This is a genomic window from Aquamicrobium aerolatum DSM 21857 (genome assembly GCF_900113935.1).
GTDB classification, from domain to species: Bacteria; Pseudomonadota; Alphaproteobacteria; order Rhizobiales; family Rhizobiaceae; genus Aerobium; species Aerobium aerolatum.
Genome location: NZ_FORF01000013.1, coordinates 1 through 20,878, shown reverse-complemented (window position 1 = coordinate 20,878; position 20,878 = coordinate 1). Strand labels below are relative to the sequence as shown.

At 60.9% G+C, this 20,878-nt stretch carries 22 protein-coding genes and 1 pseudogene; 11 read left to right on the top strand and 12 right to left on the bottom strand.

Annotated elements, in window-relative coordinates; translation table 11 throughout:
* Positions 1 to 23: 23 nt before the first annotated feature.
* The 9 genes and pseudogenes from BMZ42_RS11855 to dnaK all read right to left on the bottom strand — a co-directional run bounded on the left by BMZ42_RS11855 (position 24) and on the right by dnaK (position 8,393).
* Positions 24 to 647, bottom strand: a complete 624-nt coding sequence (locus tag BMZ42_RS11855; RefSeq protein ID WP_091522594.1) for a transglutaminase-like cysteine peptidase — start codon at positions 645 to 647, stop codon at positions 24 to 26.
* A gap of 156 nt (positions 648 to 803) precedes the next feature.
* A complete protein-coding gene (locus tag BMZ42_RS11850) occupies positions 804 to 2,090 on the bottom strand; it encodes a polyhydroxyalkanoate depolymerase (RefSeq protein ID WP_091522591.1) in 1,287 nt (428 codons plus the stop codon).
* A 207-nt stretch (positions 2,091 to 2,297) separates the two neighbouring features.
* Positions 2,298 to 2,585 carry a DUF1330 domain-containing protein gene (locus BMZ42_RS11845; protein ID WP_091522589.1) on the bottom strand — a complete coding sequence of 96 codons (288 nt, stop codon included), beginning with the start codon at positions 2,583 to 2,585 and terminating at the stop codon, positions 2,298 to 2,300.
* Positions 2,586 to 2,613: 28 nt separating this feature from the next.
* Entirely contained in the window at positions 2,614 to 3,309 is a 696-nt protein-coding gene (gene pyrF, locus BMZ42_RS11840) for an orotidine-5'-phosphate decarboxylase (RefSeq protein ID WP_091522587.1), read from the bottom strand.
* Between the two features lie 13 nt (positions 3,310 to 3,322).
* On the bottom strand, positions 3,323 to 3,898 hold the full coding sequence (locus BMZ42_RS11835) for a histidine phosphatase family protein (protein WP_091522584.1): 576 nt from the start codon (positions 3,896 to 3,898) through the stop codon (positions 3,323 to 3,325).
* Positions 3,895 to 4,485 carry an NADPH-dependent FMN reductase gene (locus tag BMZ42_RS11830; RefSeq protein ID WP_420492465.1) on the bottom strand — a complete coding sequence of 197 codons (591 nt, stop codon included), beginning with the start codon at positions 4,483 to 4,485 and terminating at the stop codon, positions 3,895 to 3,897. The genes BMZ42_RS11835 and BMZ42_RS11830 overlap by 4 nt, the downstream gene beginning before the upstream one ends.
* An 87-nt stretch (positions 4,486 to 4,572) precedes the next feature.
* A pseudogene (locus tag BMZ42_RS11825) lies at positions 4,573 to 5,019 on the bottom strand (class I SAM-dependent methyltransferase); the annotation flags it as partial.
* A 129-nt stretch (positions 5,020 to 5,148) separates the two neighbouring features.
* Positions 5,149 to 6,276 carry a molecular chaperone DnaJ gene (gene dnaJ / locus BMZ42_RS11820; RefSeq protein ID WP_091522576.1) on the bottom strand — a complete coding sequence of 376 codons (1,128 nt, stop codon included), beginning with the start codon at positions 6,274 to 6,276 and terminating at the stop codon, positions 5,149 to 5,151.
* 194 nt (positions 6,277 to 6,470) lie between these two features.
* Positions 6,471 to 8,393, bottom strand: coding sequence for a molecular chaperone DnaK (gene dnaK, locus BMZ42_RS11815; RefSeq protein WP_091522802.1), 1,923 nt, complete (start codon positions 8,391 to 8,393; stop codon positions 6,471 to 6,473).
* Between the two features lie 331 nt (positions 8,394 to 8,724).
* Here dnaK and BMZ42_RS11810 point away from each other — a divergent pair, with 331 nt between their 5' ends.
* The 3 genes from BMZ42_RS11810 (at position 8,725) to BMZ42_RS11800 (ending at position 9,977) form a co-directional block, all read left to right on the top strand.
* Entirely contained in the window at positions 8,725 to 9,156 is a 432-nt protein-coding gene (locus BMZ42_RS11810; protein ID WP_091522574.1) for a DUF1801 domain-containing protein, read from the top strand.
* A gap of 11 nt (positions 9,157 to 9,167) precedes the next feature.
* Positions 9,168 to 9,554 carry a DUF1801 domain-containing protein gene (locus BMZ42_RS11805; RefSeq protein WP_091522571.1) on the top strand — a complete coding sequence of 129 codons (387 nt, stop codon included), beginning with the start codon at positions 9,168 to 9,170 and terminating at the stop codon, positions 9,552 to 9,554.
* A gap of 66 nt (positions 9,555 to 9,620) precedes the next feature.
* Positions 9,621 to 9,977: a DUF423 domain-containing protein gene (locus BMZ42_RS11800; protein ID WP_091522569.1), complete on the top strand. Its 357-nt coding sequence runs from the start codon at positions 9,621 to 9,623 to the stop codon at positions 9,975 to 9,977.
* Between the two features lie 151 nt (positions 9,978 to 10,128).
* Here the strand turns inward: BMZ42_RS11800 and BMZ42_RS11795 are convergent, their stop codons facing one another.
* Positions 10,129 to 10,332, bottom strand: coding sequence for a hypothetical protein (locus BMZ42_RS11795; RefSeq protein ID WP_091522567.1), 204 nt, complete (start codon positions 10,330 to 10,332; stop codon positions 10,129 to 10,131).
* A gap of 102 nt (positions 10,333 to 10,434) precedes the next feature.
* On the opposite strand from BMZ42_RS11795, the gene BMZ42_RS11790 reads away from it, so the two are divergent.
* The 7 genes from BMZ42_RS11790 to BMZ42_RS11760 all read left to right on the top strand — a co-directional run bounded on the left by BMZ42_RS11790 (position 10,435) and on the right by BMZ42_RS11760 (position 16,479).
* A complete protein-coding gene (locus BMZ42_RS11790) occupies positions 10,435 to 11,256 on the top strand; it encodes an IclR family transcriptional regulator (RefSeq protein WP_091522564.1) in 822 nt (273 codons plus the stop codon).
* Positions 11,253 to 12,014 (top strand): ABC transporter permease, encoded by a 762-nt coding sequence (locus tag BMZ42_RS11785; RefSeq protein ID WP_091522562.1) that lies wholly within the window; start codon positions 11,253 to 11,255, stop codon positions 12,012 to 12,014. The genes BMZ42_RS11790 and BMZ42_RS11785 overlap by 4 nt, the downstream gene beginning before the upstream one ends.
* A 38-nt stretch (positions 12,015 to 12,052) precedes the next feature.
* Positions 12,053 to 13,057 (top strand): ABC transporter substrate-binding protein, encoded by a 1,005-nt coding sequence (locus BMZ42_RS11780; RefSeq protein WP_091522560.1) that lies wholly within the window; start codon positions 12,053 to 12,055, stop codon positions 13,055 to 13,057.
* Between the two features lie 76 nt (positions 13,058 to 13,133).
* The gene (locus BMZ42_RS11775; RefSeq protein WP_175556703.1) at positions 13,134 to 13,967 is read left to right on the top strand and encodes an ABC transporter permease; all 834 of its coding nucleotides are present in this window, start codon (positions 13,134 to 13,136) and stop codon (positions 13,965 to 13,967) included.
* 36 nt (positions 13,968 to 14,003) lie between these two features.
* Positions 14,004 to 14,831: an ABC transporter ATP-binding protein gene (locus BMZ42_RS11770; RefSeq protein WP_091522554.1), complete on the top strand. Its 828-nt coding sequence runs from the start codon at positions 14,004 to 14,006 to the stop codon at positions 14,829 to 14,831.
* Positions 14,832 to 14,839: 8 nt separating this feature from the next.
* Positions 14,840 to 15,655, top strand: coding sequence for a sugar phosphate isomerase/epimerase family protein (locus tag BMZ42_RS11765; RefSeq protein ID WP_091522552.1), 816 nt, complete (start codon positions 14,840 to 14,842; stop codon positions 15,653 to 15,655).
* Positions 15,652 to 16,479 carry a shikimate dehydrogenase family protein gene (locus BMZ42_RS11760; RefSeq protein WP_091522549.1) on the top strand — a complete coding sequence of 276 codons (828 nt, stop codon included), beginning with the start codon at positions 15,652 to 15,654 and terminating at the stop codon, positions 16,477 to 16,479. Before BMZ42_RS11765 ends, BMZ42_RS11760 begins: the two co-directional genes overlap by 4 nt.
* A gap of 19 nt (positions 16,480 to 16,498) precedes the next feature.
* On the opposite strand, the gene BMZ42_RS11755 is transcribed toward BMZ42_RS11760, so the two are convergent.
* Both BMZ42_RS11755 and BMZ42_RS11750 read right to left on the bottom strand, forming a co-directional pair.
* Positions 16,499 to 17,305 (bottom strand): shikimate dehydrogenase family protein, encoded by an 807-nt coding sequence (locus BMZ42_RS11755; RefSeq protein ID WP_091522548.1) that lies wholly within the window; start codon positions 17,303 to 17,305, stop codon positions 16,499 to 16,501.
* Positions 17,299 to 19,269 (bottom strand): FG-GAP repeat domain-containing protein, encoded by a 1,971-nt coding sequence (locus BMZ42_RS11750; protein ID WP_175556702.1) that lies wholly within the window; start codon positions 19,267 to 19,269, stop codon positions 17,299 to 17,301. The genes BMZ42_RS11755 and BMZ42_RS11750 overlap by 7 nt, the downstream gene beginning before the upstream one ends.
* An 89-nt stretch (positions 19,270 to 19,358) precedes the next feature.
* On the opposite strand from BMZ42_RS11750, the gene BMZ42_RS11745 reads away from it, so the two are divergent.
* Positions 19,359 to 20,300, top strand: a complete 942-nt coding sequence (locus BMZ42_RS11745) for a dihydrodipicolinate synthase family protein (protein ID WP_342028952.1) — start codon at positions 19,359 to 19,361, stop codon at positions 20,298 to 20,300.
* Positions 20,301 to 20,878 lie beyond the last annotated feature (578 nt).

Sequence of the window (20,878 nt, the reverse complement as noted above, 5' to 3'; positions counted from 1 at the left end):
CTGCGGTGTGGTCGCAGTTCAGCCTACTGGACGGCACCGACGAGCATGTTCTGATCTTCACGCAAGGAAACCCAACGGCCTGTATGGGTTGCTGCCTGTCGCTTGAGAAACTGATAGCCCGTCTTGTACCAGAGCTTGACATCGTCATTCAGGTTGTCGAGCACGAAATCACCGCGATCCGTACGTACGGTGAGGACCGCATGACCTTCCCCATCCGGCTTGCGCAGAACGGTGATCAGCAGGTTGGACAGTGAAATACCTTCTGACGCAAGCTGGCGACGCTTTTCCAGAACATAGTCTTCGCAATCACCGACGCCCTGGTCAGGATAAGCCCAATGCTCTTCCTTACCATAGATGTCGAAGTCGCTCATCGGCGTGACGGCATCGTTCACCGCCCTGTTGATGCGTGAGATCAGTTTCCAGTTGTCATCCGTCAGCGTCATCGGTCCACTATCGAGGACACGGATCGAGCATTCTGCTGAATTGGTCTGGCAGAACTCATAATGACCGATCGGCTGCGACGTCAGTCCGCCGGTAATCATCGAGTGAACGCCGGACGCCTGGGAAGTGCTGCTGGTCGTGGCGGCAAAGAACAGCGCTGAGGCTGCCAGCGGCCACAACCGCCATCCGTCCTTGTTGGCTTTCATTCTCGCCACCCCGAGCTCACTGAATCTGTAGGTCGTTAATGAAACGTTAACCGTCCAGTCAGGGGCAAGTCAATCGAAGCTGCGGGCGTCAATGCGAACATGGTTACCGTGAGTGTGCCGGTGTGACAGCAATTCCACACCGACAGACGACGACCATCATTTTCTCGTTGAAACAAGGCGCGGTTTGGCCGCCGCTTTTGGTTTCTGCGCGTCTGCCATCGCATTGGCCGCGATGAAATCGACGATCCGGGGTACGATCTGCGCGCGGAAACGCGAGCCGTTGAACACGCCATAATGCCCAACCTGCGGCTGCATGTAGTGGGCACGCTTTTCCGGCGGGATATTGCTGCACAGATCGTGTGCAGCCTGCGTCTGGCCGAGGCCGGAAATGTCGTCGTTCTCGCCTTCGACCGTGAACAGCGCGACATTGCGCACCGCGCTCGGGTCAATTGCCTGGCCGCGATGCATCATCGTGCCTTTTGGCAGGTCGTGATTGCAGAACACCGTCTCGACGGTCTGCAGATAAAACTCCGCCGTCAAATCCATCACCGCGAGATATTCATCATAGAAATCGCGGTGTTTCTCCGCCGAATCTCCGTCATTTTTCACCAGATTGACGAAGAAATCCTTCTGCGCGATCAGGTGGCGGTCAAGATTCATGGTCATGAAACCCGACAATTGAAGAAAGCCGGGATAGACGTCGCGCATGAAGCCGGGATTGGGAAACGGCACCTGCATGATGACGTTGTCGCGAAACCAGTCGATCCCTTTCTCTTCGGCCAGCTTATTGACAGCGGTCGGATTGCGGCGCGTGTCGATGGGCCCGCCCATCAGCGTCATCGAAGCCGGCGCCATGCGATCACCCCGACTTTCCATGACGGCAACTGCCGCCAGCACCGGCACAGAAGGCTGGCACACCGCCATGACGTGTGTACCGGGGCCAATATGGTGCAGCATGTCGATGATGTAGTCGATATAGTCGTCGAGGTCGAAACGCCCGTCCGACAGCGGCACCATGCGCGCGTCCGTCCAGTCGGTAATGTAGACGTCGGCGTGCTGGCTCATCGCCTCGACCGTGCCGCGCAGCAGCGTCGCGTAGTGACCGGACATCGGCGCCACGATCAGTAGCTTCTGATCGGGCTTGCGCTCGCGCGGCAGATCCCGCTCGAAATGCACCAGCTGGCAGAACGGACGCGACCAGACCACCTGTTCGCGCATCGCAACCAAATCGCCATCGACAGTCGTGCAGTCCAGCCCGAAGGCCGGCTTGGCATAGCGACGTGTGGTGCGTTCGAAAACTTCGGCGGCGGCGGCGGCGGAGCGACCGAACGGCGTCATCGAGAACGGATTAAGCGGGTTCTGGTAGAACAGCTTCAGCGCGTCTGCGCCGGCGCGATATGGCTGCAAGATGGCATGGTTCAGTTCGTAAAGCTGATAGTACATCGGTACCCTCGGGCCGCGGCCGGCAGCGGCAATGGGAGCCGGTCGACATTCGTGCAATTGTGCAAAAGCTAACAGTCTTTTGCTGCGATGCAACAGAATATTTTGCCAGCAACAACGAGGAACCGGAGCGTTTGTTCCGTTTCTGCTACCTTCAAGGCGATGTCGTGCACCCTTCTCGATGCACGACGAAAATAGCTTCAAGGAAGGCTACGCACCCTCGACGATGGTGATTTCACCATCAGCGACAGTCACGCGGATCGCTTTTGCCGCCTGATATTCGGGCGAGTTGTAGCAATCAAGCGCCGCCTGAAGCGAGGGAAACTCTATTACGACATTGCGCGCGAACGCGCGCCCTTCAAGCGTCTGATAAGCCCCGCCCCGCGCCAGAAAATTGGCACCATAGCGTTCGAAAGCAGGCTTTGCGGTCGAGACATAGTCCTTATAACGCTCGGCATCGCGCACATTGACATGAGCGATCCAGTATCCCTTTGCCATGTTCCGGTTCTCCTCCCAATGTTGAATTTTACGCGCTCGCCATGTCGGCGAGAATGGCCTGCGCCGCCGCACGACGATCAGGCGCTGCAATGATCGGACGTGCCACGACAAGATGGCTCGCGCCCGCAACCAATGCATCGCGCGGCGTCATCACGCGCTTCTGGTCACCCTGATCGGCACCCGCCGGACGGATACCGGGCGTGACCACCGCCATGTCCGCGCCGACGATCTGCCGCACGGCAGCAGCTTCGGTCGCCGCACAGACGATGCCGCCCATGCCGGCGTCGAGTGCTTGACGGGCACGGCGCAGCACCAGCGTCTGCGGGTCGTCCTGGTAGCCTGCCTCCTTGAGATCCTCGGCATCCATCGACGTCAACACCGTGACGCCGAGAAGCGTCAGGTCCGATCCCTTGGCAGCAGCCACGGCGGCCCGCATCGCCTTGGGGTAAGCATGCAGCGTCAGCATCCTGAAGCCCATCTTGGCGATGTTCTCCACGCCTTCCGCCACCGTATTGTCGATGTCGAGCAGCTTCAGATCGAGAAACACGCTCTTGCCGTCACGCACGAGATCGCGGGCAAATTCCAGGCCGCCATTATAGGCAAGCCGATATCCGACCTTGTAGAAGTGCGCGACGCCGTCCAGTTCCTTCACCACCTTCTCGGCGTCAGCGACATGCGCCAGGTCCAGACCCACGATCAGGCGATCAGCAACAGCATCAGTCATCTGAGGCACTCCTTCAATATTGTTCCATCGCCGTCCAGTCGCACAGCACCCGCTCCGCTGCAACATCGAATGCAAAGAGATTGCCCCCGCCAGCCGGCTGATCGTGGCGGCGATCAATCTCTTGCCCGGCAATCCGGCATTTCAGCAATGTGCCAACCGCCCCATGACCGACCAGAAGGACCGGTCCTGCCCCTGCCGGCGCCGCCAGCGCAGCACGAACCGAAGCTTCGATACGATCTGCGGCGTCCACTGCCCGCTCCCAGCCGTTCCAGCTTGTTTGCGGCGCACCGAAAAAGCAGTCGGCTGCGGCCTCGAACGCCTTTGGCTCAAGAAAACCCGTCGATGAGCGGTCATTCTCTCCCATGTCTTCATGAAACTCGACAGCGATGCCGAGATGCGCGCCGATGATTGATGCCGTCTCGACCGCCTTGGTCTCGGCACTCGAGATGATCCGTTGAACGTCGCTGACCCACTTGCGCCCCAGCACCGAGTGCACACGGGCACGCCCGACCTCAGACAGCCGCCAGAGCGCGACGGGCCGGTCCGGTTCCATCTGCACCTGCGGGTGAGTAAGATAGTAGACGATCATCGGTCAGCGTGCCGCGAGACCTGCGACGCCCGATCGATCAGATTGGTTGCAACGCTCCTCATCGAGCGGCGGTTGCGCTCTTCGCGAAACTCGCCATCATCGTCGAAAGCTTCCTCGGCATTCGGTATCGAGCACTGCGTGGCGATGACCTCAGCCTGCAAATGTGCCAGGATCTGACGCAGATGCGAGGCCGCGCGAATTCCGGCAAAGTGCCCAGGTGAGGACGAGCAGATCGCCATCACCTTGCCCGGCAGCGGCCGCAGCGGCCGGTCTGCGTCAGTCTTGATACGACTGATCCAGTCGAGCACGTTCTTCACCAGTGGCGGGATCGAACCATTATATTCCGGCGTCGCGATCAGGATTGCGTCGTGGGCATCGAACAGCCGCGCCAGCTTATAGGCATTGTCCGGGATGCCTTTTTCTTTTTCGAGGTCCTGATCCATGATCGGCAGCGGATAATCGGCCAGCGAGATGCGCGTCACTGCCGCCCCTTGCAGCGCCAGTTCCTTTTGCGCCACGTCAGCGGTCTTGCCGCTGAATGCGCCGGTGCGGTTCGAGCCCGCAAACACTAGAATTCTAGGATTCATGTAGATCTCCGCCCAACTCTGTCGTCTCGGCTATAGGCCAAATCGCGACAAAGCGGAACTCACCCGGAGAACGGGCATAACGCTTGGTCAGGACGCGTGAGCGCGCCGGTAGATCCACAGTTGTGTGGGTGGAATGTTGCGCAGGATAAAGTCGAAATGCTCGACAGTGTAGTTGCCAAGCCCGGGCGGCACCGGCGATTTGGGACCATAGGTGAGCTGCACCACAGGGCGGCCCGCCGGCAGGCGAGCGAGCAAATCCTCGATATAGGCAACACGCTGGTGCACCGGGAAATTGAGAAGCGGAACGCCCGAGATGATGCTGTCGAAAACAGTATCGCGCTTGTCAGACAGGGTATCATCGAGGTTGAAGGCGTCGCCCTGAATGATATTGACGCCGGGATAATTGGCGCGCAAATGACCAACGAACTCCGGGGAAAATTCCACGCAGATCAGTTTTTCAGGCGCAATCCCGGTCGCCAATATTGCCTTCGTGATGACGCCGGTGCCGGGGCCCAGCTCAAGCACCGAGCGACCTACGTGGTGTGTCTGCCATCCGTGTGTCGCCTCCTGATCGAACTTACGGTCCCCAAACTAGGTCTTGCGTTTCCCCGCGCAAGACCTTCGTAGAAACTATCAGGGGACCACGACAATTCTGTGTCGAATTCAGCTCCGTTCACCGAAAGTTTCGAAAAAGTCCTTCATGCGCGAGAAAAACCCGGTCGACTGGGGGTTGTTCTCGTGCGACGAAATCTGCTCGAACTCCTGCAGCAGCTCGCGCTGCCGCTTTGTCAGATTTTGCGGCGTCTCAATCGCCACCTGGATGTAGAGATCGCCGACCGCCGCTTGCCGCAGGATGGGCATGCCCTTGCCCTTGAGACGGAACTGCATCGCATTCTGGGTGCCCTCCGGCACCTTCACGCGCGCCTGTGAACCATCCAGCGTCGTGACTTCGAACGCACCTCCCAATGCCGCGGTCGTCATTGAGATCGGCACCTTGCAGAACAGGTCTGCACCGTCGCGCTGAAAGAACTCATGCGGTTTCACCGACAAGAAGATATAGAGGTCTCCTGACGGTCCGCCGCGAAGTCCGGCTTCTCCCTCGCCCGAGAGGCGAATGCGGGTGCCGTCCTCGATACCCGCCGGGATATTGACGGACAAAGTCCGTTCTTCCGTGACACGGCCCTGCCCCGCGCATTTCGGACACGGATCCGCGATCGTCTGGCCACGGCCCTGACACTGGGGGCAGGTGCGTTCGATCGAGAAGAAGCCCTGACTGGCGCGGACCTTGCCATGGCCGGCGCACATGGAGCACGTCACCGGCTGGGTTCCTGGCTTGGCGCCGGAACCTGAGCAATCGTCGCACGTGATCGACGCGGGCACATGGATCTGTGCCGTCTTGCCGGTGAACGCTTCTTCCAGCGATATTTCCATGTTGTAGCGCAGGTCCGCCCCGCGCTCGCGTCCGCCGGAAGAACGGCGTGAACGACCCATCATGTCGCCGAAAATGTCTTCGAAGATGTCGGCGAAGCCGCCACCGCCAAAACCCTGGCCGCCACCCATGCCGCCGTTTTCGAATGCGGCATGGCCGAAGCGGTCATAGGCAGCACGTTTCTGGGGATCCTTCAGCGTTTCATACGCTTCATTGATCTCTTTGAACTTGTGCTCTGCCGCGTCATCGCCGGGGTTGCGGTCGGGATGGAACTTCATCGCGAGCTTGCGGAACGCGCTTTTCAGTTCCTTCTCGTCGGCATCCTTCTGGACACCCAGCGTTTCGTAGAAATCAGCCTTCATCGTCTTCCCTGGGCGAGGAGCCCGCCTTGGTTCTGAGCGCAGGACGCATGGGGTAGATCATCCGCATGGCTGCACCGCCTTGGTGGGCCTTACCAGAAACACCATCTTTCGAAAGCACCGGGCCAGCGTTGCCGCATCGGCCACCTATGGAAAACCCGGCGCTAGGCCGGGTTTTCGTCTTCAGCCTGACCGGATCAGGCCGACTTCTTGCCATCGTCGTCGTTGATTTCCTCAAAGTCGGCGTCGACAACGTCGTCGCCGGACTTTGCGGCATCGGCCTTGGCATCAGCTTCAGCAGCTTCCGCCTGGCTTGCTTCATACATCGCCTGACCCAGCTTCATCGACACTTCCGCCAGCGTATTCGCCTTGGCCTTGATGTCTTCTGCATCAGGCTCGTCGCCTTCAAGCGCCCCCTTCAGCGAAGCGATTGCATCTTCGATCGCCTTGCGGTCGTCAGCCGAGACCTTGTCGCCATATTCAGACAGCGACTTCTCGGACGAATGGACGAGCGCCTCTGCCTGGTTGCGCGCCTCGACGACATCGCGACGCTTCTTGTCGGCTTCGGCATTGGCCTCGGCGTCCTTGACCATCTTCTCGATGTCGGCGTCGCTCAGACCACCCGATGCCTGGATGCGAATCTGGTGCTCCTTGCCGGTGCCCTTGTCCTTGGCCGAAACGTTGACGATGCCGTTAGCGTCGATGTCGAACGTGACCTCGATCTGCGGCACGCCACGCGGCGCTGGCGGAATACCGACCAGGTCGAACTGACCGAGCATCTTGTTGTCGACGGCCATTTCGCGCTCGCCCTGGAAGACGCGGATCGTCACAGCCGACTGGCTGTCTTCTGCGGTCGAGAAGGTCTGGCTCTTCTTCGTCGGGATCGTCGTGTTGCGCTCGATCAGGCGGGTGAACACGCCACCCAGCGTCTCGATGCCCAGCGACAGCGGCGTCACGTCGAGCAGCAGCACGTCCTTGACGTCGCCCTGCAAGACGCCCGCCTGAATGGCCGCTCCCATGGCGACGACTTCATCCGGGTTGACGCCCTTGTGTGGCTCCTTGCCGAAGAACTGCTTCACGACTTCCTGGATCTTGGGCATGCGGGTCATGCCGCCGACCAGAACCACTTCGTCGATCTCGCCCGCCTTCAGGCCGGCATCCTTCAGCGCTGCCTTGCACGGCTCGATGGTGCGCTGGACGAAATCGTCGACCAGGCTTTCGAACTTGGCGCGCGTCAGCTTCAGCGTCAGGTGCTTCGGGCCAGTCGCATCAGCGGTGATGAACGGCAGGTTGATTTCGGTCTGGGTCGTCGAGGACAGCTCGATCTTGGCCTTTTCCGCAGCTTCCTTGAGGCGCTGCAGGGCAAGCTTGTCGTTCTTCAGGTCGATGCCCTGTTCCTTCTTGAACTCGGCGGCAAGATACTCGACCAGACGCATGTCGAAATCTTCACCACCCAGGAAGGTGTCGCCGTTGGTCGACTTCACTTCGAACACGCCATCGCCGATTTCCAGCACTGACACGTCGAAGGTGCCGCCGCCAAGGTCGTAAACGGCAATGGTCTTGCCGTCCTTCTTGTCGAGGCCATAGGCGAGGGCCGCCGCAGTCGGCTCGTTGATGATGCGCAGCACTTCAAGACCGGCGATGCGGCCAGCATCCTTGGTGGCTTGGCGCTGGGCGTCGTTGAAGTAGGCCGGAACGGTGATGACGGCCTTCTCGACCTTCTCGCCGAGATAGGCTTCCGCCGTTTCCTTCATCTTCTGCAGGATCATGGCCGAGATCTGGCTCGGGGACTGCTTGCTGCCGCCGGCGTCGACCCAGGCGTCGCCATTGTCGCCGTTGACGATATGGTAGGGGACGAGGCCCATGTCCTTCTTGGTCACCGGATCGTCGAAGCGACGGCCAATCAGACGCTTGATCGCAAACAGGGTATTTTCCGGATTGGTCACCGCCTGGCGCTTGGCCGGTTGGCCGACGAGGCGCTCGCCATCGTCAGTAAAGGCAACCATCGATGGCGTCGTGCGCGCACCTTCCGCATTCTCAATGACCTTGGGGTCCTTGCCGTCCATGACGGAGACACAGGAATTGGTCGTTCCCAGATCGATACCGATAACTTTCGCCATGTTCATTCTCTCCTTTAGCAGACCGTCATGGACCCAATCAGGCGTTCCGGGGACGGCCCCTTACAACTCGATATTCACCGGCGCGTCGTTCTGACGTTCCCGTGATGTTGCGGCGTATATAAGAACCGTCGTTTGGGGGTGCAAGCGGCTTTAGCACGTTGATCGATGGCAAAAGCTGCATGTGAGCACCCAAACCGGCTTCTTCTAGATTGCGCAGGTCGCGGGGGCAACACAGCCTCTTCGGAAACCCGGCCACATCTCTTCATCTGCCGCGTGCAGACTCCGCCAACAACATGCTTTATTCTGGTCCGGGCGAGAGATAGGAAGCTGCATGGCGCAGGACAAGCCACCAAACCCGGATACCGTCGTGCTGTTGTCCGGCGGCAATCCACAGATCGCCAAAGGCTTTGGCGACGCACCCGTGCAGGCCTATATCGCCGCCATGCCGGGCTGGAAGCGCGATCTCGGCGCGCACCTCGACGCCATCGTCACGCGCACTGTTCCAGACGTTGCCAAGGCGGTGAAATGGAACTCACCGTTCTATGGCACCAGGAATGACCTCTGGTTCCTCAGCTTTCACTGCATGACGAAATACGTGAAGGTGGCGTTCTTCCGCGGTGCGGCGCTGACGCCACTGCCGCCGGGCAAGTCGAAACAACAACATGTGCGCTATCTCGACATTTACGAAGACGCGCCTTTTGACGAAGCCCAGTTTGCCGACTGGGTGGAACAGGCAAGCCAGCTACCCGGCGAAAAGATGTAGGAAGCAGGCCGATGACAAACCCGACCGCTGCCGCACAGATCGACGCCAAGATCGAGGCGCTCTCCGACTGGCGCGGCCAGACGCTGGCCGCCATGCGCAGCATCATCCTGCAAGCCGATCCCGACATCGTCGAGGAAATCAAATGGCGCGGCGTGCCGGTGTGGTCGCAAAGCGGCATCATCTGCACCGGCGAAGTCTACAAGGCGGTGGTCAAGCTGACTTTCGCCAAGGGCGCAGCGCTCGCCGATCCGGCCGGCCTGTTCAACGCCAGTCTTGACGGCAACACCCGCCGCGCCATCGACCTGCGCGAAGGCGAGACCGTCGACGCCGCCGCATTCACCGCGCTCATCCGCGCCGCCATCGCGCTCAACCTGCCAAAGCCCGCCAGGCGCAAATGATCTCGCTCCGGCGCCGCGATGTTGCTATGCACAGCGTACCATTCCTGCCGCGACCGGAGTTTACCGATGACAACCATGCGCACCGTCTTCACCCTTGCCGGTGGCCTCTTCGGCGCTGCCGGCGTTGCGCTGTCAGCGGCGGCGGCTCATGCTGGTGGCGGCAATGTCGCGACAGCGGCGAGCTTCCTGCTGGCCCACGCCCCGGCGCTGCTTGCCATCGGACTGTTTGGACGCGGGCGGGTGCTGGCGATTGGCGGCGCGATCCTGCTGGTCGGCGTGCTCTTGTTTGCCGGCGATTTGCTGATCCGCCACTATGTCGGAACCCGGCTGTTTCCGATGGCCGCTCCGCTCGGCGGCACATCTATGATACTCGGCTGGCTGGTACTCGCCGCCTCCGCTGTGACGCTGCGCGAGAAAAGCTAGATCATTTCCGTTTTTCAGCGCAATTCCAAACGCAAAGCGGCTTCGCACCTTTGCTGGAATCGCTCTAGACTGCAGCAACAAATTCAGGTTTCAGGACGGCGCGACTTCCGCACAGAACGGTTCGCCCCCTATCAGACGGCCAACGGCGCCTCTACCGCTGGATCGAGATGACGGTGTTCGACCAGCCGCTTGAGGCAATAGCCGGCGATCTGGAATCGCTGGCCGCCACATTCCTCGACTTCATCAAAATCGTACCATGCTTTGGCTCAAATGATTGAATCGTCACTGCAGCCTGGCGCAGATTTTCGACCAACCATCGTGCACCACCAGAGCCGATCCAAAAAGCTGTCGTCATGATAGGACATCTTTCCGATTGCCACTCAACAAAACATAAAACTGGAATGCTATTCCATTTTGGAATCAGTTGATCTAGAATTCTCTCCAGGAGGAACCTGTCTTGACCGTTGCCGCCGTAAGCCGATGCTTGGCCCTGCTCGAAGTCCTTGCCAACGAGCGTGAACCCGTCGAGGTGACAGAACTTGCTGTCCGTCTCGATATGCCGGCCAGTGCCGTTCACCGGCTGATCGTCACGCTGTTGAACCATGGCTGGGTCGTTCAGGATCCGCTCAGCCAGAAATATTCGCTGTCGCTGCGCATGAGCACGCTGGCATTTCGCAATCTCGATGCGCGTGCGGTGCCCGATATCGTGCAGGCGGTGCTCGACAATCTGGCGCGCGAGACGCGCGAATATTGCCGCCTTGCCATCGTCGAGGGCGAAGACCTCGTCTGGGTCGCGCGTGCCCAGGGGGCAACCTCGGGCCTGCGCTACGACCCGGATATGGGGCAGGAAATCATCCTCCACGCTACCGCGAACGGCAAAGCCTGGCTGTCGACCCTGCCGGAAGATGAAGCGGTGCGCATCGTGTTTGCCCGTGGCTTTCAGGCCAACCGACCGCTGGGGCCGAACAGCGCGCAAACCATCGACGAATTGCGGGACCGCCTACGGGTCGCGCGCGAGCGCGGCTATGGGCTTTCACTGGAAGAAGCCGAACAGGGCACGGCAGCGCTTGCCGTTCCGTTTTTCGCCAGCCCGCTTGTCGATGCGCCCGTCGCCGGCACAATCAGCGTCGCCGGCCCCGCCATCCGGATTGCCCCCGACCGCTACGACACGCTCGTCGCTGCCTTGCACAAGGCGGCGCAGGATATCGCCGCCATCTGGGCCGTACGGTCGCGGCAGCGTGCAAACGTGGTCAGCGTCAATGAAAGGCCTACGCCTTGAAGAGCCCCCTTTCATCCGCCCGCCAGATTGCCGAACCGATCATCTGGTTTGCCGGATTGCTTCTGATCTGGGAATTCCTCGTCCGCTGGTTCGAGGTGCCCAGCTTCATCCTGCCCGCCCCGAGCGCGTTCCTCTCGCAACTCGTCATCGACCACGAACGGCTCGCCCGTCACGGCCTGATTACGACCAAGCTCATTCTCTACGGCTTTGTCGCCGGGGCCATCCCCGGCATCATCCTCGCCTATCTCATCGCCCGTTTCCGTCTCGCCGACCAGATTCTCTATCCGATCGTCGTGTTCATTCAGGGCATGCCCAAGATCACGCTGGCGCCGCTGCTGCTGGTCTGGTTCGGCTTTGCCGATTTCCCAAAAATCCTGTTGACCGCGCTGATCACGTTTTTCCCGGTGCTGGTCGACAGCGCCACAGGGTTTCGCGCGATCGACAAGCGGCAATATTATCTCAGCCGCTCGATGGGCGCGTCGTGGTGGCAGACGTTCACCAAATTCGAGCTGCCCTCGGCTGCACCCTACATCTTTTCGGGCTTCAGGATCACCGCCGTTGTGGCCGTCACAGTGGTGATCGTCGTCGAATGGCTCAATTCCCAGAGCGGGCTTGGCTATCTCGTGCTGCGCGCCATGGACAGTTCCAACACGCCGCTGCTTTTCGCCATCCTCATGGTCGCCTCGATGATCGGAGTGGTGCTGAGCGGTCTGGTCACATTGGTTGAAAGGTTGCTCCTGCCCTGGCGGAGCGTTTGATGCCGGGCACCAAAATCTGCTTTCTAGGAGGATATTAAATGTCAAAAATTCTATCGAAAAAGACGCTTGCGATGCTCGCAGTCGTGTCCGCCCTGCCATTTGGCAGCGCCTATGCGCAGGACAAGATTTCGATGCAGATGAACTGGACCGCTGATTCCGCGCATCTCGGCTTCGTCATGGCTGAAAAGCTCGGCATCTATGACAAGCACAATCTCGACGTGACGCTGATCGAGGGCCGCGGCTCGGCCGTCGCCGCGCAGCTGGTCGCAAGCGGGCAGGTCGAGCTTGGCTTTGCCGACACGGTTGCCGCTATCAATATCGCGGCGCAGGGCGCCCCGATCCGCATCATCTCGACGATCTGGAAGTCAGGCCAGTTCGGTGTTCAGTCGCTTGAGACAGCAAACATCAATGAGCCCAAGGATCTCGTCGGCAAGCGTCTTGCCGTCAATCCAGGCGCAGCCGCTGTGCCGCTGATCCCCGTCTTTCTCAAGGCCAACGGCATCAGCGAATCCGATGTCGAGATCATCAACGCTTCCGACACGGCCTTCATCGGTCTGTTGACTTCCGGTCAGGTCGACGCGGTGGCGCGGACGCCGGAGAACGTTGTCGTGCCGCTGGCCGCCGAAGGCTACAAGGCCAGCAACATGTATTTCTACGATCATGGCGTGCCGCTCGCCAGCCTCAGCCTTGTCGCGCTCGACGACAAGCTGAAGGAAAACCCGGACATGTTCCGTCGCTTCATCGAGGCGACCGCACAAGGCTGGCAGGAAGCGATGAAGGACCCGAAGACGGCCGTCGATACGCTGAAGGAAATGTTCCCGGAGACGCAACTGACGCATGATGCGCTGATGCAGGGCGCGGTCTACAGCTTCAACTCGGTCTGCCCCGGCGGTGCTGGCGACAGCATCGGCGTCACCGACGCCGCGACATGGGACAAGATGTACGACGTCATGACCACCGCCATGGGTGTCCCAGCCGACCGTCCGGTGACCGACTACTACACCAACGACTACGTCCCGCAGACGCCGGTCACCTGCCAGTAAGGCAGCGCCACAAGCGCTCGCGGGAACTTATTTCCCGCGAGCCATTTCGGAACAGAACACAGGATCCATGCTGGTCATGCCTGATCACGCCCTCACGAAGGTGGTCGCCGCCTCTCCCCAACGCAGCCTGTGGCACAGCGTCGACAGGTTGCGACAGTCCTTTGTCGGATCGGCCATTATCGCTGTTCTCTCGGTCGCCGCACTGCTGGGATTGTGGGAGCTTCTGGCATGGGCCTATGACGTGCCGCGCTGGCTGTTCCCGCGCCCGTCCGATTTTCTCAACCGCCTCGTCACCGACTGGCAGATGATCGGTCACCACGCCCTTGCAACGTCGGTGACGATCCTGAAAGGGTTCGGCTTGGGCGTTTTGATCGCGGTTCCGCTCGCGCTCGCTATTGCCTCGGTCCCGGCGTTGGAGCGAGGGCTTTACCCCGTCATCGTGTTCCTCAACATCATGCCGAAAACCGTAATCGGGCCGATCCTGATCGTCTGGTTCGGCATCAGTCCGCTGGTTGCGGCGCTGATCGTGTTCCTGATGTGCTTCTTTCCGATCCTGGTGGACGCCATTTCAGGCTTCAAGTCGATCGATCCGCGCCTGTTCTACATCTCGCGCACCATGGGCGCGTCGTCCTTGCAGGGCTTCTTCAAGTTCCGTCTGCCCGCCGCGATGCCGCATATTTTCTCCGGCATGCGCATCGGTGTCGTCAAAGCCGTCGAAGGCGTCATCGTCGCAGAGTTCATCGCCTCCAATGCCGGCATCGGCTTCATGATCCTGCAAGCCTCCGCTTACATGGATGTCTCGCTGATGTTCGCCGGGCTGATCGCTGCGGCCATCGTTGCGCTAGCGTTCAACAGCCTGATGAGCATTGCCGGCAGGATCCTGATGCCGTGGGCAAATACCGCCTACTGATTCCATAACCCGTTTTTCGAAGTTTCAGGACAGACCATGACTGAAAACGCATCCCCCAACAGCGCCTTGTCGAGCGGCCAGACCTCCCATGCGGGGGCCTCGATCGTCGCCACCAACATGACCAAGGTCTACGGCTCCGGCGATGCGGCTTTCCATGCCCTCGGTCCGATCGACCTCGACATCAAGCCCGGCGAATTTGTCAGCCTGATCGGCCCGTCGGGCTGCGGCAAGAGCACGACATTGCTGATGGCCTCCGGCCTCGAGCCCTGCACCACCGGCACCATCAAGGTCGACGGCAAGGCGCTGACCAAGCCGCTTTCCGAAGTCGGCATCGTGTTTCAGGACCATCTGCTGCTCGACTTCCGCACCGCCATGAACAATGTCATGCTGCAGCAGGAAATTCGCGGTCTCGACAAGGCGCAGACCCGTGCCCGTGCCGACATGCTGTTCGACCGGCTGGGCCTGAGCCATGCCAAGGACCGCTATCCACGCCAGTTGTCGGGCGGCATGCGCCAGCGTGTCTCCATCGCCCGCGCGCTGGTTCATGACCCGTCGATGCTGTTGATGGACGAGCCGTTCGGCGCGCTCGACGCCATCACCCGCACCCAGATACGGCACGACCTCGAAATGCTCTGGCTGGAAACCCGCAAGACGGTTCTGTTCATCACCCACTCCATTGAAGAGGCCGTCGGCCTGTCCGACCGCGTGCTGGTGATGTCGAACAATCCTGGCCGGATCGTCGAGGAAATCAAGATCGACCTGCCGCGTCCCCGCCCGGCCCATCTTGGCGAATATCCCGAGTTTTCGGCCTATGCCGAGCGCATCTACAAGATTTTCGCGAAGCTCGGCGTCTACAAATTCTAGGGACCTTTATGACCCGCGACATCGCGATCAACCACGCCACCGTGCGTGAGAAGGCAGACATGCTGGCCTTCATCGATTTGTGCGCCGCGCGCAATCTGCGCGCTGTCTCGATCTGGGGCGACGAGATCGACAAGGTCGGCGAAGCCGCCGCGCAGGCAGCTCTGCAGCAGGCCGGCATGACGGTGTACGGCTATAATCGCATCGGTCCGTTCATTGCCACAGAACTCGACAAGGCGCCCGCCCAGCTGGAGCAGGCCGCGCGCTTCGGTGCCGATCATGTGCTGGTGTTCACCGGCGGTCTGGTTGACGGCGAACATGACCTGAAGGCCGCGCGACGCCGGCACGAGGACATCATCGGCGGCCTGCTCGATCAGGCGCGGCAGATCGGCGTGAAGCTGGCGCTGGAACCGCTGCACCCGATGCTGGTCGGCGACCGTACGACCCTGGCCAGCCTGTCGCACGCCAATGCGATCTGCGATGCGCTGGGCGATGGCATCGGCATCGTCATCGACGTCCACCATGTCTGGTGGGACGAGCGGCTGGAAGAAGAAGTCGCGCGCGCCGGGAAAGCCGGGCGCATCCTTGGCTTCCACGTCAATGACTGGCTGGTGCCGACACGCCATCTGCTGCGCGACCGTGGCATGATGGGCGATGGCATCATCGACCTGCCCTATATCGACGGGCTGGTCCGCGCCACCGGCTTCAACGGGCCGGTCGAGGTCGAAATCTTCTCCGACGACTGGGCCGCGCGCGACCCGGCCTTTGTGCTCGACACGGTCGTCCAGCGTTGCACGCAGATATTTCCAGATCTGGTGACCCCATGACCGACACGATCCCGAACCTGAATGGTAGCACCCGGACCTATGCGGTCTTCGGCGACCCGGTGGCGCAGGTCCAGACCCCGCGTCTGATCAATCCGCTCTTTGCCAATGCCGGCGAAAACATCGTCGCGGTCCCGTTCCATGTCCCCGCCAGCCTTTTCGCGCAGGCTTGGGCGACGTTTTCCGCGATGCCGAGCACGGCTGGAATCGGCGTCACCGTCCCGCACAAGATCGCCGCTGCGCAATTATGCGACACGCTGACACCGACGGCGCAAGCAGTCGGCGCGGTTAACTCGATCCAGCGCGCAGCCAATGGCAGGCTGCATGGCGCATTGTTTGATGGCGACGGTTTCGTCGCCGGACTGGGCGACAATCGGAGCCGCCTGAAGGGTGCCAAGGTGCTGATGGTCGGCGCAGGCGGGGCCGGACGCGCCATCGCTCATGCGCTGGCATCCGAAGGACTGGCACAACTGGCGCTGCTCGATCTCGATCCAACATCCGTTGCCGCCACCATCGAGATCGTCAATGCCGCTGCGCAGCGCGATCTGGCCGTTGAAGCCGATCTGTCACAAAGCGATTTTGACGTGATCCTCAACGCCTCGCCGATCGGCATCAAGGGCACGGCGACCTTCCCGTTTGCGCCCGAACGCCTCGTGTCCTCGATGCTGGTTGCCGATATTGCAGCGCTTTCCGGCGACACACCCTTGCTGCGCGCTGCCCGCGCAGCCGGCTGCGCAATATCGGATGGCAACGACATGCTGTCGGCGCAAATCGCGCTGATCGCCGGCTTTGCCGCCGGACGTCCGGCAGGAACGCCGCTGGCCTGAAACCAGCGGCAATTTTGCTTTAACCGAGCGCCGCGATCATGTGATCGGCGATCAGGCTGACCTGACCGGTAATCATGTGAATGCCGGAATGAATCGCCGCGCCGCGTTGTTCGGCAGCGCGCAACAGCGCCGTGATCTCCGGTTTTGCAATCACTTCCGCCACCGTCATCCCCGCCTGCAGCATTGACACGTCCAGTGGCAGTGGGTCGCTGTCGTTCAGCCCCAGCGATGTCGCGTTGACGACCAGCTGACCCGACTCAGGCGTCGGCGCACCGGCAGTCGCAAAAGACGTTCCGGTCGCCTCATTGACCGCACGGGCCAGGGCTTCGGCCTTGTCAAAGGTGCGGTTGGCCACCACCAGCCGGGCAATGCCCGCCTGCTGCAACGCAAACGCAATCGCCACCGCCGCCCCGCCCGCGCCGATCATCAGCGCATCGCGCCCTTGCAGGACCACGCCTTGCGCGATCAGCCCGCGCACGAAGCCCTGCCCGTCAAACTGATAGCCGCGAAATCTGCCATCCGGTTCGCGTCGCACGACATTGACCGCACCGATCCGCGCGGCCAGCGGATCGAGACTGTCGCAGAGCTGCGGCACGATCTGCTTGTGCGGCAGGGTCACGCCAAAGCCGATCAGGTTGGGCATGGCTTTCAGCCCCGCCCACACGGTCGCAAGATCGTCCGCCGGCACATGCAGCGGCACACAGACAATGTCGGCGCCTTTGCCTGCAAAGATCGGGTTGATCGCCTGCGGTGTCCTGGCCTGGCTGATCGGATCGCCGATGATCCCCATCAGCCGTGTCGTGCCATCGACGCGCACGCCTACCATGACAGATCTTCCCGCTTGAGGCAGACCAGCGTGCCGTCCTCGACGCCAACGACGAGGTCGAGGCTGCCGGTGCCGCGCCAGTCGACCGCTTCGGGCGAAGCGACATGCATCGCCATCGCGATATATTCGCCGCGATGCTTCATCTGGATCGGCGCTGCAAACACCGGATTATCGGGCGTGCCGACATTGCGGCAGTAGAAGATCGCCGCCTGCTTGGTGGTGTGGCGTGGCGCATTGCCGGGCTTGGGCGGCACGGTGGCACGCGCATTGACACCGACGATCAAATCATGCCGGCCCTGACCTTCCCAGTCGCAGATGCACAATTTGGCACGGCCGCGCCCGCCGCCGACATCTTCGGTGAAGGTGATGATCTCGCCATCTTCCCAGCGCAGGAAGCGCTTGTCGACCAGCTCGGTGTCGGACGCCCGGCGATAATCCGACAGCCGCGCCTCCTCGTCCAGCGCGAGATAGTGCAGCTGGCCATCGTTCTGCCAATCGACCACGGCCGGGCGCACGCGCCACACCGTCTTCAGCGGCTTGCCGCCATAGGTCAGCAATTGCTCTTCGGCAAAACGCGGCGTTCCCTCTCCGCCCAGATTGCGCAGGAAGCGATGATAACCATGCACGTCGCTGAACAGGATGTCGGCCTTGCCGTCGCCATCCCAGTCGGCCACCGTCGGGCAGGAATAGCCAAACATCTTTTCCGACGGTCCCTGGATCGACCCGGTCGGTCCGGCCGCGATGCGAACCGGCTTGCCGCCCGCTTCAATGAATCGCTCCAGCCCGAGAGACGGGTTTCCGGCCGGCCCCATATTTTCATAAAACAGCAATTCGCCCGTGCTGTTACCAACCACAAGGTCGGGCAGACCATTACCGGTGAAATCATGCGCGGCGGGCGATGGCAGCACACCGGCATGGATCAGCGGTTCGGTCGTTTCGACGCGACCGACTTTCTCAAATCTTGGCAGGCCATCGCTGCCGGTGCCGACATTGCGCAGGAAGGTGACATAACCGTCTTCCGCCCCGACGAGAATGTCGAGCTTGCCATCGCCATCCCAATCCACCACGCAGGGCAGATGGATGCACTGGTCCAGTTCCAGCACATTGTCGTCACGGTCGCGAATGAGACGCAGCGGTTCGAAATGGCCATCGTCGCGCTGACGCGCCACATGCAGGATGTTCCAGAACTCGCCCGCCACGACCAAAGGCGCACCGTCATCGAACTTGCCGAACGCCGGGCCAAGCTGGCCATAGACCTCCAGCGGCGTGTCGCCCGCCTTCAGCGCATAGCCCTTCTCCAGCACCGGCGCGGCCAGGCTACCCTTGTTCTTGAACACATAGAGATAGGCGCGCAGCGGCCCGCCGAGCCAGCGATCTGCCGCATCATAGCCGCGATAGCCGAAATCGTTCCACTCCAGGCCGTTCGGCCAATAATCGTCCCAATGGTCGCTGCCGACGACGAGTTCCTTTTCACCGTCGCCGTCAATATCGACGAAGCGCGCCATATGGTAGAACTCGTTGCCCTTGACCCAGTCGGCGTCGAGATCAAGCGCCACCGGCGCACCGAATTCAGGCGCGCCCCTGGTGCCAATGTTGGGGTAGAGATAAATCTGCTTGCGCATGCGCGAGGCCGAGACGAGATGGAACACATCGCCATCCGGCACCGCGGTCACATAGCCGCGCACGCCTTCGATCAGTTCCTCCTTGCCTAGAATCGGCGTGCCATCCGCATTGACGCCGATCTGCTGCCGCAGAAACACGCGTCCGTCATAGCAGGCATCCCAGCTCGACAGCAAAAGATCGCGCCCGCCATCGCCATCCCAGTCGACCACATCGACGCAGGTGATGATCCTGCCCGCCACCGCCGCCGATTTGACGGAAGGATGATAGCGAATGTTGTCGTCGCCATAATCCGGTCCGGACCACACATGAGCGTCGTCTTCCCACCGCAGAACTTTTGACACGCCATCCTCCCTGTTCATGATCATTTTGGAATGCTATTCTGAAATGGAATTGTATATAAATTTTGGCCGGACGAAAGGCAACGGGTGGAATGATGCGCAGAGCGGTTGAAGGTATTGTCCCGGTCATGTTGACCCCCATGGACAATGGCGGGGCGATCGATTGGGAAGGTCTGGAAAACCTTGTCGACTGGTATATCGAGCATCGCTCCGATGCCCTCTTTGCAGTGTGCCAGTCGAGCGAGATGCAGCGCCTGACGCTGGACGAGCGCGTCGCTTTGTCAAAGCGCGTCGTCGAGCTCGCAGGCAGCAAGCTGCCGGTGATCTCCTCCGGGCATATCAGCACCGACCTGGACGAGCAGATCGCCGAGTTGAAGGCGGTCGCCGACACCGGTGTCGACGCGCTGGTGCTGGTCACCAACCGGCTCGATCCCGACAACAAGGGCACGGATGCTTTCCGCGCCCATCTCGATGCGTTGCTGGCGGCCCTGCCTTCGGACATGCCGCTCGGTCTTTATGAATGCCCGGCGCCCTACCGCCGCCTGCTCAGCGACGACGAGTTCAAATTGTGCCGTGACAGCGGGCGCTTTGTTGTTCTCAAGGATGTCTCCTGCGACCTTGAAACCGTTCAGCGTCGCGTCGCCTTGGCTGAAGATTCACCGCTCGCCGTCATCAACGCCAATGCCGCCATCGCCTTCGACGCGATGCGTTCGGGATCAAAGGGCTTTTCAGGCGTCTTCACCAATTTCCACCCCGACCTCTACGCCGAACTTTACGCGCGTCGCACCGAGGATGGCGGCGAGATCGAAGAGCTGAAAGTGTTCCTTGCGCTTGCCGCCATGGCCGAACCGATGGGCTATCCCAAACTGGCAAAATTCTACCACAACCGCCTCGGCACCTTCGCCGAACCCGGCAGCCGCGTTATCCAATACGATGTGGAAGAGACCCACTGGGCCGCAGGCGTTCTGCTCGACCACATCCAGGAAGGCACCGAATACTGGCGTGAACGCCTTCACGCCTCCCGCAACAAGTAATAGCTGCCTGGCCCCACGGTCTGGTCTCCATGCAGTTTATCGGCTTCGCTGGCAGCCTCCGACGACGTCGTCGGCTCGATTGCAGCGGTGACCAGATCGAGGACGTGTTCGGATGGCTGGCTACCCTCGAAAAGTCATGCTGTTGCGGCGGCGCAGCAAAAGAGGCTGGCGCGAGGCCGAAATTAGTCGCAGTCAAGCGATCGTCCGGCTGCGGGATCATGCAACCATCAACGCTTACGCTGCCAGCAAGAGGGAAGGGGTAAAACACCTCGCAAGCAAATCAGGAAGGAGATGCTGTCACCCGCCGGGTTCGAACGGCAGTAGAAAATGCCACTCGAAGGCCAATCAAAGTGACATCACCCGTAGGAAGCTGTTCAAAACGCAAGCACGGATTTCATCCGAGATATGATGGATGATCGTTGGCACCTTCACGCGGCCTCCAGCCAGCTTTCCCGATTGGGCCGCACAAAAGCGTCATCGTACAATGTGATTTTTCATGGAATGAGGACCCTGTTTAAGGGGTGATTTTCGTCCAAACGGGACCCCTTAACGTGGGGTCATCAAAATGCCTCCGGTTT